Annotated in this window: 9 protein-coding genes and 1 pseudogene; 6 read left to right on the forward strand and 4 right to left on the reverse strand. The window is 39.5% G+C overall.

Features of this window, described 5'->3' with window-relative positions:
* Window positions 1-9: 9 nt before the first annotated feature.
* A complete protein-coding gene (locus ACQFX9_RS19195; protein WP_427157722.1) occupies window positions 10-1,608 on the reverse strand; it encodes a DGQHR domain-containing protein in 1,599 nt (532 codons plus the stop codon).
* A 279-nt stretch (window positions 1,609-1,887) separates the two neighbouring features.
* Between ACQFX9_RS19195 and dndC the strand changes: the two genes are divergently transcribed.
* Window positions 1,888-3,495 (forward strand): DNA phosphorothioation system sulfurtransferase DndC, encoded by a 1,608-nt coding sequence (dndC, locus tag ACQFX9_RS19200; RefSeq protein ID WP_427157724.1) that lies wholly within the window; start codon window positions 1,888-1,890, stop codon window positions 3,493-3,495.
* A 135-nt stretch (window positions 3,496-3,630) separates the two neighbouring features.
* The gene (gene dndD / locus ACQFX9_RS19205) at window positions 3,631-5,616 is read left to right on the forward strand and encodes a DNA sulfur modification protein DndD (protein ID WP_427157726.1); all 1,986 of its coding nucleotides are present in this window, start codon (window positions 3,631-3,633) and stop codon (window positions 5,614-5,616) included.
* Between the two features lie 156 nt (window positions 5,617-5,772).
* Here dndD and ACQFX9_RS19210 read toward each other — a convergent pair whose 3' ends face one another.
* Together ACQFX9_RS19210 and ACQFX9_RS19215 are read right to left on the reverse strand one after the other, a co-directional pair.
* Window positions 5,773-6,234, reverse strand: a complete 462-nt coding sequence (locus tag ACQFX9_RS19210; RefSeq protein ID WP_427157727.1) for a peroxiredoxin — start codon at window positions 6,232-6,234, stop codon at window positions 5,773-5,775.
* 570 nt (window positions 6,235-6,804) lie between these two features.
* The gene (locus ACQFX9_RS19215) at window positions 6,805-8,442 is read right to left on the reverse strand and encodes an MBL fold metallo-hydrolase (protein ID WP_427157729.1); all 1,638 of its coding nucleotides are present in this window, start codon (window positions 8,440-8,442) and stop codon (window positions 6,805-6,807) included.
* Between the two features lie 784 nt (window positions 8,443-9,226).
* On the opposite strand from ACQFX9_RS19215, the gene ACQFX9_RS19220 reads away from it, so the two are divergent.
* The 3 genes and pseudogenes from ACQFX9_RS19220 to ACQFX9_RS19230 form a co-directional block, all read left to right on the forward strand.
* The gene (locus tag ACQFX9_RS19220) at window positions 9,227-9,817 is read left to right on the forward strand and encodes a ParA family protein (protein ID WP_427157731.1); all 591 of its coding nucleotides are present in this window, start codon (window positions 9,227-9,229) and stop codon (window positions 9,815-9,817) included.
* Entirely contained in the window at window positions 9,814-10,092 is a 279-nt protein-coding gene (locus ACQFX9_RS19225) for a CopG family transcriptional regulator (protein WP_236143456.1), read from the forward strand. The genes ACQFX9_RS19220 and ACQFX9_RS19225 overlap by 4 nt, the downstream gene beginning before the upstream one ends.
* A 48-nt stretch (window positions 10,093-10,140) precedes the next feature.
* Window positions 10,141-10,507: pseudogene (locus ACQFX9_RS19230) on the forward strand (DUF4351 domain-containing protein); the annotation flags it as partial.
* Here ACQFX9_RS19230 and ACQFX9_RS19235 read toward each other — a convergent pair.
* On the reverse strand, window positions 10,508-11,050 hold the full coding sequence (locus ACQFX9_RS19235) for a hypothetical protein (protein ID WP_427157733.1): 543 nt from the start codon (window positions 11,048-11,050) through the stop codon (window positions 10,508-10,510).
* Window positions 11,051-11,284: 234 nt separating this feature from the next.
* Here ACQFX9_RS19235 and ACQFX9_RS19240 point away from each other — a divergent pair, with 234 nt between their 5' ends.
* Window positions 11,285-12,745 (forward strand): integrase, encoded by a 1,461-nt coding sequence (locus ACQFX9_RS19240; RefSeq protein ID WP_427157735.1) that lies wholly within the window; start codon window positions 11,285-11,287, stop codon window positions 12,743-12,745.
* The last annotated feature ends 68 nt before the right edge of the window (window positions 12,746-12,813 follow it).

A 12,813-nucleotide genomic window follows, 5' to 3' on the forward strand; every position in this document is an offset into this window, starting at 1 on the left:
AGCTGTCCTTTATATAAGCGGTGGAAGACCTACTTCTTTAGGTTCGACAAACTCACCATTAAAACCTATGGTTCTGTCTTCTACTGTTCTAGCATTGGCTAAAGCTTTACGAAGTCCTGCAATTTCCATTGGGTCTGAAATTCCTCCCAACAGATAAATTAATAACTTAGCGGCTAAATCTTTTCCAGAAACTTGCACCCGCTTTTTATTGGGATCATATAAAATTCCATACCAAAGAGACTGGGGATACTCCATACCCGTAAACCCTCCTTGCTGGTCAAACTTCCTCAATTTCTTAAAGATGCTAGCTAATGAAAGTCCCTTTTTAAACACTAGAAATCCTAAAGCCTGCGCTATAGCAACTTGAGCAACGGGACGGAAAAGAATATTAGCTTCACCACCACCTTTTTCAAAACTAAACCTTCTTAAAACTGGTGTATCTTCATGTTCCAAAATTTTATAACTAGGTAGGCTTGCCAAACTATCAAAAAGTTTTTTGAATTCCTCAATTCCCTGCTCAATTTCTTCATTTTCTGGACGCATGGGAATCAAACCTTTCTCAAAGGGTTTCCAGTGAGGGAACTTGTGACCCAAGTATCTCTCTGACATATCTTGTAATGCTTGTAGTGTCGTCAAGACTGTGGAATTCGTCGCTACTGTTGCACTATTCCAATTAACGCGAGGGTTACGATTTGGTTTTTGTTCTAAAATTGGATGAGTAACTGCAATTTTTCGCGCCACAATAGCAAAACCATCATCTTCATTTAGCTGTGCTAATTGACCTTTAGTTAAAGGCGCAGCCATTAAGTTAACATGAACAAAAACTGACCTTACCCTCCGCCTAGCTTCAGTGCGTGTCTCCCCAGCATTCACCGCACAAATGAATTCAATCCCAATTTTTTCTTTAGGTAAGCTTTGTAGATAAGCAGGGTCTACTTGATACTGTTGTGTTAAATCTGCAAGGGTGATTAAACTATCATCTGCTGTTTTATCTTTCTTATATCGCTGGAGTTTACTAGTTTTAATTAACTCCATCAACCCTTGTACACCCATTAAACGGTGCTGACCATCTAGCGCATAAATGGTGACGTTATCTTCAGAAACATTCAGCAACCCGACTTTCCCATCTTTATCTAAAGGGGTAAAGTCAGTGGTAGATTTTTTCGCCCGCCCTTCACTATCCCATTCTGGTGCTTTGGGGTTATCTACCCAAGGTTGATTAATAACCACCAGCACTGGGGGAAACTTATGATTTTTTCTCGCAGCTAAATATTGAACTAAAGGTGCTTGGCGCGACCAGTCAAGGGGACGCTGCTGAATTTCGTCGATACTATCAGCATCAATTTCAATATTATCCGTCTCTGGATTGTGCTTTTTTTGGAGTAGGGGCAAACCAGAGGCGAAGTGAACCCTACCAGCAAACCATTCTAAAGTCACAGAACCAATATAAGCTTCTGTTCCGCCCATTTCAGTCTTTTGAACTAAAATATGATCTTTTTTGTCTAAAAAATTACCTAAAAGTAGAGATAATACTTGTTTTTCCTTGTTTTCCCTTTCTAAATACTCTTTAGCTAGCTCGTTTGTTGGATCAAATGTACTATCATTCATGTTAGTTTTTGAAAACTCCAATCTATAAAATAAAAATTTTCTAAAAAAAATACGCAGTAATTGTAAATTTTTTAAAAATTGCAGTAAATATATATAAGAAGAAAGATCAAAAATTTGCTGTTTCCAGCAGGCTCATCAAGTTTTGCACCTCAAATTGAGAGGAATTCAGCCTACACGGATTTATATCTGTGTGGGCTAATCTTGCCTGTCTTGTCATAACTTGTGTTTGACTTGGTGTAATAAATGAGGTGACAATCTTGTTTTCAGAAGGAGGGAGAAATGAGTACAGCACAAAAATCAGAAACTAAAGGTCAGCAGACACGTACTGTATCAGAGTTTGTGGAAGATATCCAAGCTCTCACCACTGAAATTCAAGAATTGTATTGTTTGGATGCGATTCCCTGGGTTATCGGTTATTCGGGTGGAAAGGATAGCACTGCGACGTTACAGTTGGTTTGGAATGCGATCGCAGCTCTTCCTCCAGAAAAACGCACTAAGAAAATATATGTGATCACTACAGACACATTGGTAGAAAATCCTATCGTTGCTGCTTGGGTACGTAATTCGATTAAACAGATGAAATCTGAAGCACAAGCGCAAGGATTACCATTTGAACCTCATTTGTTACAGCCAGATTTTAAAGAAACTTTTTGGGTGGGTTTAATTGGTAAAGGTTATCCAGCACCAAGAGGGAAATTTCGTTGGTGTACAGAACGCCTGAAAATTAACCCGTCAAATCGCTTTATTCGGGATGTGATCCGAGCCAGTGGAGAAGCAATTGTTGTTTTAGGTACGCGCAAAGCCGAAAGCACAAAACGTGCTAACAGAATGAAAAAATTAGAAGCTAAACGGGTGCGTGATCATCTTAGCCCTAATATGAATTTACCCAATTCTTTAGTTTATAGCCCGATTGAAGATTGGCAAAATGATGAGGTTTGGATTTATTTAATGCAGTGGGAAAATCCTTGGAAATATAGCAATAAAGACTTATTTGCTATGTATCGAGGTGCGTCTGCTGATAATGAATGTCCCTTAGTTGTGGATACAACTACACCTAGTTGTGGAAGCTCTCGTTTTGGTTGTTGGGTCTGTACTTTAGTGAGTCAAGATAAATCATTAGCTGCGATGATTCAGAATGACGAAGAAAAAGAATGGATGCAACCTCTACTAGATTTTCGCAAAGAATTGGATGCAGAGGAAACTCGCGATCGCCGAGATTTCCGCCGCAGAAATGGATTAGTGCAATTATATGATCGTAATCTAGAAGGAGAAATATCTGTTGAGCCTATTCCTGGCCCTTATATTAAAGAAGCGAGAGAAGATTGGCTAAGAAAACTACTAACAATCGAAAAACAACTACGTCAAACAGCACCAGAAAATATGCGTGATATTACTCTCATAACTTTAGAAGAATTGAGTGAAATCCGCCGTATTTGGTTAGAAGAGCGACACGAGTTTGATGATAGTCTACCCCGCATATATCAAGAAGTAACGGGTGAAGAATTCAAAGATCCTCGTCCTGGTGCTGACCATAAATTACTAGGTAGTGATGAATGGTCTGTGTTAGAAGAAATTTGTGTCTCTGACGATATGCACTTGGAATTAATGGCGAAACTTTTAGATACAGAACGCCAGTTTAAAAAGAAAAGTAAGCGCGTAGGAATCTACGATAGCTTAGAGAAATGTTTTGATACTAGTTCACGTTCTCCAGAGGAAGCTATTAAGAATGCTCATTTAAAACGCGACTTACGAGAAGCCGTGATTCAAGGTGATATAGCCACAGTAAAGGAGAAGGTGAAGCAGTTAACTTTGGGTGATGCTGTGGATGAAAGTAAGAAAGAAAACGATAAGTCTTTAAATTGGAGAAATATGAAATTCAAAAAATAATTATGTCCCAGTTTAATGTCCAAAAATAAAAAGTTAATAGCTTTTCTTATCCTGAGAGTCTGTATGAGGTAAAATCTCAGGTAAATTACACTTTATGGTAAACAAAATTCCCTACCAAGGGTTGAATTATAGATAATGATATTCCTAGAACTCGTATTAGAAAACTTTGGGCCTTACTGTGGTAGACAAGTCATCAATCTCGATACCAGAAGTGAGGAAAACTACCATCCAATTATTTTATTAGGTGGAATGAATGGTGGGGGAAAAACCACCTTGATGGATGCTATTCGCCTGGTTTTGTATGGACAACGGGCGCAATGTTCTACGCGGGGTAGCTTGAGTTATAGTGATTTTTTGACTCAATGCGTTAATAGTAAAGCTAACCCTGCGGACAAAACTAGAGTTGAACTACTCTTTGAACATATTGAAGATGATAAACCAGTCAAATATCGGATTGTGCGTTATTGGACAAAAAATCCTAAAGATGGTAAAGATACACTAGGAATTTTGGGTGATGATGACACCTGGCCTGAGTCCTTAGTCAATATTTGGGATGATTATATAGAAAATTTACTCCCGTTAGGTATTTCTAATTTATTTTTGTTTGATGGGGAACAAGTTAAAGAACTCGCAGAACAGGAAACACCACCACCAATTGTAGTCGAAGCTATTCGCGGACTTTTGGGTTTAGAATTGGCTGATAGGTTAGCTGTAGATTTGGAAATCTTAGTTAACCGTAAACGCAAGGAAATCGCTGATACTAAAGATTTAGCTAATTTAGAAGAAATTGAAGCTAGATTGACGCAATATCAGGAAAACTATCAAGCAATCCAAGCAGAATTAGCAACGCTGAATGATTTAATTGCAGAATTAGAAAATAAACAGCGAGAAGCTTTAGATAAGTTTATGTCTGAGGGTGGTAAAATTGCTAGCGATCGCAGTCATTTAGAACAACAGAAAAAAGATAAAATAGCGACAGCAGAAACCCTCAGACAGTCTATGTGTGAATTAGCTGCTGATGTTTTACCTTTAGCCCTCATCCCCAATTTACTCAATCAAGTCCAAGCACAAGGAGCAAAGGAATTTCGCTATCAACAAATCCAATTAGCTAAGGATGTTTTAATTGAGCGAGATAAACGTTTAATTAATTGGCTGAGTCAATTAACTATTGATTTAGAACAAGTAGAAAAAATTCAATCTTTCCTGAAAGAAGATACAGAGAATTTATATACAAGCAATTCCCCATCAGAAGCACCTTGGTTATTAGCTGATGAAGAAAGTTTGAGTCAATTAGATAATGTCAGATATCATCTACAGAATGCTCAAAAATTAGCTCAACAGCAGTTAGCTAATTTGAAAGCGGTAGAAGAAGAAATTGTTACTTTAGAAAGACAAGTACAAACAGCCGCAGAACCAGAAGCATATCAAAAACTGAGGGATGCGGTGGAAGATGCACAAAAGCAGGTGATTCAATCTAAGGCGAAAGCTGAAATTACCCAACGTAAATTAACAGAATTAGAGGGTGTAATTGAGCAGACAAAGAAAGAGTTAAAGGAATACACTGATACAAATATTGATAGAAAAAATCGAGAACATATCATTGCATCCGTTGGGAAGGTGCAAGCAACCCTCAAGCTATTTCGTGAAAAATTAACTTTGAGAAAACTGAATAAATTAGAGGAGGAGGTAAAGCATTGTTTCCTCTATTTACTACATAAATCTGATTTAGTGCGTACCATTACCATTGACACCAAAACCTTTAGTTTGTCCCTATATGATTTCAAAGGTAAACCAGTCCCCAAACATCGCCTGTCTGCGGGGGAAAAACAACTACTCGCGATCGCTTTCCTCTGGGGACTCGCCAAAGTCTCAGGCTTTCGTCTACCAGTAGCGATTGACACACCCCTTGGTAGACTCGATTCCTCACACCGCAACAACCTAGTAGAAAAATACTTCCCGTCAGCTAGTCATCAAGTTATTTTGCTTTCCACTGATACAGAAATCGGTAAAAAAGAAGTCGAAACACTACGCAAAAATGAAGCGATCGCCCGTGAATATCTCCTCAAATACGACTCTTCCACCCGCGAAACCACGGTTCTAGAAGACCAATATTTTTGGTAGTAGATGGGGACTGGTGACTGGGGACTGGTGACTGGGGATTGGGGAAGCAGGGGGAGAAAACCGATCACTAATAACTAGTACACTTCCCACTTCCCACTTCCCACTCAGCACTCAGCAACGGCTAAACGCCGCGCTACCGCTAACAGCACTCAGCACTCATTTCGCTGCAAGCTGTTGTAGTGTTTTCAACGCTTCGTCAACGTGTCCTTTGAAATTCAACATGGAGTCAAATACATACTGTACAGTTCCTTGCTGGTCAATGACATAAGTTACCCGACCAGGGAACAAGCCGAAAGCCGCAGTCGCGCCGTATAGCTTCCGTACTCTGTCGCCTTTATCGCTTAAGAGTGTAAAAGGGAGATTATATTTAGCCGCAAATCGCTGGTGAGATTCGCTAGAATCGCCGCTTACACCGATGACCTCAGCACCAACACCTTGAAAAACTTCATATTGGTCACGGAAAGCGCAGGATTCTGCTGTACATCCTGGTGTTTCATCTTTGGGGTAAAAGTACAACACTACTGATTTCTTACCCCGAAAATCGCTCAGACTAACTGTTGAGCCATTTTGATTGGGTAGAGTAAAATCTGGGGCAGTGTCTCCAACTTTAATAGACATAGATACTAACTAAATAGAATTTGTGTACATTTATTAATTATTTGCCAAAGTGTCCTGAATCAGACACTATCCGTATGTACGGTTATCTGTAAATATTCTGTTGAGAGCATAACAGGACTAAGTGCGATCGCTAGCTAACAATGAAGCTTCAAAACCCCGCTATACTGCCGAAGTGTATGATTTTGAGTTCTGAGGAAGGTAAATTTTATATTTTTTTAAGTATTTTCAGGGATGACAAATCCTAATTGATGGTATGGCTACAGTCTAATATTTAGATTTCTCAGTAGATAACGAGAATGAAGCAGTTATAAAGAACTGATAAAAATCATATTAATTCTACTTATTATAGTGGTCAAAGATGGATTTAGGTTTTAGAATCGAATCGTAATCAACTATACAGAACAAATTATAGTCTACCACCTATAGTCACCCCCTGATTGCTGAAGCAACGCCATCAGGGGGTATTAATTTTATGGTCAATAGTCAATAGTCAATAGTCAATAGTCAATAGTCAATAGTCAATAGTCAATAGTCAATAGTCATTACTCAGCACTCATTACTCATTACTTCTCATTGATTCTCTTCAAAAGCTGGACAATAACCTTCTAGTGTGACTCTAAAGTTATATAGAGGGGAAGCGGGATTCCAGCAGCGTTGTCCTCTTTGGTGTCGGCAAGTTCCGCAGCAGTCAACGTCGGGGATAATATAGCGATCGCTGTTTTGATTTAATAGTTCTCTGGGTGTTAATCCTCTCAATACTAATTCTTCTCCTTGCCAACGGGCTTCTATTAATCCAGTATCGGCAAATTGTCGCCAACGGGGGTCGCCGGTAATGGTATCGGGTAGGCTAATGTTGATGACTGTATCTAATTCGGTGACTTCACCTTGATAATTTGCCTCTGGGGCGGCTGGTTGTAAGAAGGTATCGCCAATAGGCAGTTCTACCGTTGTACCAGCTAGGGGGGAATGTAAATGATAGCGGTTTTGTAATTCTTCTAAACTGGTTAAGTCTGCTAAGTAGGCGGCTGAACCATGTACAAAAACGACGTGTTGGGGGCGTAAATTATGAATTAACTGGGTTGTGCCAGGGCCATCGCTGTGCTGTGCTAGTAAGTAGCTTTCTATGGTTGTGGGTGCAGCATATTTTTTTCTGACGCTGACATCAATTTTTTCTGGGAGTAATATTAGCCAATGGCCTGTTTCGGCGCGGCAGTATTGGCTCAAGTCTGCTGCAATATCTGTGAGAATGATGCAGGGTGATTTGCCTATCTGATTCCGATGTTCTGTTTGTAACCGCCGCACACGGGGACGGACTCTCTCATCCCAAAATAAGGGTTGATGACGGGCAAAGTTTTGGACTGATGATGGTAAGTAAGGTAATAGTTCCAGATAAGCATCACATCCTCTAGCCACCGCACCATCTACCCAAATATCTAAATCTCTGCCTGTGAAATGGTGATGAGAACGTAATAACATTAATAGTTCTTGCCCTAAACCTAATGCGGGTGTGGGTAACAGCACAGAACTACCGTCTGCGATCGCCCGATTGATGCGTTCGGCGAGTTGGTTTTCTTGATGACGGCGGTGGGGATGGCGCGATGTGCCGTAAGTCCCTTCCACAATCAGCACGTTGACATCTGAACCCCGCAGTTCTTCTAACCGTAAACCTTCTACTAATCGAGAGTTGGATAGGAAAAAATCTCCTGTGTATAGGACTTTATATACACGCTGGGCTGTGGTGTATGTGAGGAGAATTGCTACAGCCCCTGGTAAATGTCCTGCGGGAAAGAGTTCTACGACTAGCCCTTTTTGTAGTTCAATGGGCGATCGCAATGGCAATGCTTGACAAAACTGGGGGATTTTCTCTTGTTCTAACCAATTTAAAGGCAGCAGCTTGCTGGTTACTTCACTGGCACAAATGGGTAAACTAGGGAAGACTTGGTGTAGTGAGAGTAAACCTCTAGCATGGTCTGGGTGGGCATGAGAGACTAAAACTAAATCTGCTGGTAGCTTGGATGATGGCGATACATTTTTTTGTAAGGACGAAATGTCCGCTAAACCACAGTCTAGCAGGATGCGATGTGGCCCCATCCGCACCAACAGGCATACACCCTCATCTTGATGCTGAACACTGTAAGGAAAGCATTCCAATTCTGTTGAAGTTTCCGCAGTGTCAGCTTGGGAGTATGCTGACAAATTATCCCTCATTTTTTTCTCCCATCCAATCTCATTATCTTTGACATTTCCCAAAAGCCAACATTGCTAAGAGTTTTGCTTTTGTAGCTTAGGGGTAAGTTTGACATTTTGCCTCTCAACCCTAAAGAAATGGATTGTTGATTGGGGAGGATACCTTTTGCAAACGCTCACTGGTTGGGAAACCCTGATTAAAATAGACCTCAGTTTAAAGGCGCAGGGGAACTGGCCTTTAACCTTGAGTGATCAATGGGCAGAGCCATTACCGTGATAGTTATCAGAATCATAAAACCCATTTTTCGTACCAAAGAATAGGCACGAGATAGAAAATATAACGGTTAACCCAACAAGAATCAGCTTTACATCCATTGGTTTATTACCCTCTCATCAAGACTTTCTTATATTAATAGCGCGATTTTGTGATCTAGCTGAATCACTAGAAAATCTTTAACTATGCTGGGGTTGATGAAGCAATAAGTAGATTTACTACTTTCAGTCAAATTGTAAAACTTTTCAGATCCCCTGTCTATCAACGTAATACGCCTTTACAAAGCGGTCTTGGCTTTCAGGATTCTTGTACTTAGTTATTGTTGTATTAATTTACTCAAAACACTACATTTTACTGAATAAATTTTAGGCATTAAATATCTATATGCAAAATATTAGTATCTAAATATTTTAGCTATATATTTTTTATATACTTTTATTTTAACTACAAAACATCTAAAAGTTTAAATATTTAGATGTCTAAATACTTAGATGTGCGACAATCAGAAAATTATTTCCATTGCAGAATGAAATGATTATTACGGTGGCGGCTTTCAAAGGTGGTGTGGGGAAGTCAACAACCGCCTTACACTTAGCTACATATTTCCAAAATCAAGCTGATACCCTTCTGATAGATGGTGATTTAAACCGTATCGCTTTAGATTGGTCAAATCGTGGTTCTTTACCATTTAAAGTGGCTGATGAGCAGCAGGGGGTAAGTTTAGCTAGGCTTTATGAGCATATAGTCATTGACACCCCAGCGCGTCCAGATCCAGATGAGCTAAAAACCCTAGCTAAAGGATGTGATTTATTAGTCATCCCGACAACTCCAGATGCGATCGCTTTAGCTGCAACGTTACAAATAGTGGATTTACTGAGAAATTTAAAAGTAAAGTATAAAATCTTGCTAACAATTATCCCACCACATCCCAATAAAGCAGGAGAAGAAGCCAGAACAACCCTATTAAATGCAGGCTTACCTGTATTTAAATCTGGAATTCGACGATTAGCTGTCTTTCAACGTGCGGCTTTAGAAGGCGTGCCGGTGAATTTAGTCAAAGATGCTTACTCACAAATAGCTTGGCGGTGTTACACCGAAGTAGGGAAGGAGATTTTACCGTGAATAATAAGAAAAAAACCAGTCGTTTTGACGATTTAATTGATGCAGCGCGCAGTCGTCAACAGCGAGATCAGCCACAGCCAACATCAGATACACCCACTTCTACCACTAAAAGCACAGATCCAGCTTATGCGCGGACAACTATCTACTTACCTAAGCAACTCCATCGCCAATTAAAAGCGGCTGCTGTGGCGCAGGAGAGACAAATGAGTGATATTGTGGCTGAACTTGTGGAACAGTGGTTAAAAAAGACGGGAAGTGAGGATACAGGTGGTTAGAATCTGACGATAAAACCAATTCGCAATTCGCAATTCGCAATTCGCAACCAAAGAGCGACACTGGAACTAGTTTATAATTTGCGCGAAAACTTAAAAGTCAATCAAGAATTAGAAGCGGATGATAGGGAGTTAATTATGCGATTAGAACCACTGTATCAAAGAGATAGAGAACAAGCTAAAGAAGAAGGAAGGCAAGAAGGAAGACAAGAAGGAAAACGAGAAGGCAAGCAGGAAGGAAAGCAAGAAGGAAAACAAGATTTAATACTACGTCAACTTAATCGCCGGATTGGTGAAATTGATGCTGCATTCATCGAGCGAATTCACGAATTATCGCTGGAACAGTTAGAGAATCTGGGAGAGGCGTTACTAGATTTTTCTACTGTTGCTGATTTAGAATTGGTTTAACCAAAAATAACTAAAGTACAATTTCTTCGCCCTTATTGGTAAAGCGAACTTCTTGAATTTTCCACTGAGAGTTACTAGTAAGTGTTTTGCGGAGACTACCAAAAAGGGCAAATTGTTCACAGCTAGAAAGAGAGGCGAATTGACGTTTAGATTGGGGTGCAAGTCTTAAATCAACGGTAGCAACGCCATTTTTAACTCTGACTCGATAACCAGACACGCTAAAATCAGCCGTGTCTTGTTCTTCTATGATTCTACCTACGGCATTAGTTAAGGGTTCTGTGGCTGGTACTGTGACTGTTTGCGGGACAAATTCCTGGCACTGTACATCACTAGTATATAAAGTGACATTTACCGTCTTACTGGAGATAGCTTTTGAGGTGTCGTTGGGAGATTGAACGCCGTTGGATTTGGCTCTTAGTTGAGCCATGCTTTGGTTTGGGGTAGAAGATATGGTATTTGGTGTTGTGCTGGCTTCTGGGAGGTTGTTGGTGCAGCTAGCGGTGGTAGCTGCGATCGCGGCAATGATTAGTGGTAAAAAATATCTGGGAGTCATAATCTAAAACTTTAATTGTGTATCTTCTCTCTTAACTTCAGTTTTACTACTATCTATTCCGCAGAAAATCCCATACTTTCTAGCTCAATTCTACTACTTTAATATTAGTAATAATATAAAAATAATCTTATTTTAAAATGTAGAATACAGATGATTTGGGTATGATGTGCCACACTCTCAAGTGTTCTACTCACCTAAGTTTCTAGTCTGATTTAATGTTTTCTCGTCCCTATTATGCCTGCAAATACTTTTAACCCTCGCAATTCTGAATGGGAAGGTATACCGATTGAACAATGGGATGCTTCTAAATGGAAGCTATGGAAACCTAAACATTCAAGTGCTGATGAACAAGCTAAGTTAGAACGCGAATATCTCCGTATTAAATATGCTGTTCAACAAGCTAATACAGCTTTGTATTTAGATAGAGTCAAGATTAAATTAAAACTCACCAGTCCCAAAACTATCGGCTTACAGGGTACTTTTCCTTGTAAACCTGGAGACGTTGGTAAACAAGGTAGTCCTAATAAACAATACACAATCTCTTGTGGCTTTACTGCTAACGATGCAGGGGTAAAAATGGCAGTGTTAAAGGCTAGAGAATTAGATTTATTATTAATCACCAAACAATTTCAATGGACTCCAGAGTTACTAGGTAAGCAAGCCCAGAGAATAGAACCGATAAATCAGGGTAAGTCAACGAAACTTATTTCGGAGTTAATTCAAGACTATGAGCGAGAATTCTGGAAGACTCACGAACAGAATAGGCGTGGTATTAAAACTTGGGACAGTCATTATCTCCGACATCTAAAAAAACTCCCTCCAGATGTCCCGCTATGTACACAAGCCTTAGAAGAAGCTTTAGAAAAAACTCGTCCCAATACGTCATCACGGTTTTTCTTAGTATGGCAACTCAAAAAATTCTGTGATTTTTGTGGTTTCGACGAGTCCAAAACTATTTATGCCTATGCTACGGCTAAACCCCAACCAACTATCCGCAAAATTCCTTCAGATGATGAAATCATTCAAGGCTATTTACAAATGGGTATGCCGTTATCAGTATACACAAGTAAAGATAACCTGACACAGCCAGAACAATGGCAATGGGCTTATGGAATGTTAGCGACTTATGGCTTAAGGCCTCATGAACTATTTGCCGTTGATTTAGAGGTATTTATCAACCCCAATAATACATTTAATTTAGTGAATTTGAATCCAAGTTTAACGGAAGGAACAAAAACAGGTGAACGCAGTTGTGGGATTCCTCCCTTACATCCTCAGTGGGTAGAGTTATTTCAGCTAAAGAATATTAGATTACCTTTTAATGAAGGTAAGTTGAGTAATCGAACAGCCAAACTTTACGTCCGATTTAGGAATAGTAATTTAAATTTTAGACCCTATGATTTGCGCCATGCCTATGCTATTCGTGGGCATCGTTTACGTGTGCCAATTAAAACTATGGCTGATTACATGGGGCATAGCGTGCAAGAGCATACCAAGACTTACCAAAGATGGATGAATGAAGATACCAATTTAGAAATTTATAAGGAGGTAGTAATTCATCGACAAGGTACTTCTAAGGAAGCTCTAAAAGAAAGAATTAGCGAATTAGAAGCTGAAATTTTAGCTTTGAAAGCTGAAAATGCAACATTAAAACAGTTGTTAATTCAACATCAAATAGGAGAAATCTTAAGTTAGAAATAGTGATTAATCTTGCAGCAACAGGAAAAAGAGGTACTGTATCTTGAATTTTATGGCTATTTGCA

The organism is Aliinostoc sp. HNIBRCY26 (assembly GCF_050235535.1).
GTDB lineage: Bacteria > Cyanobacteriota > Cyanobacteriia > Cyanobacteriales > Nostocaceae > Trichormus.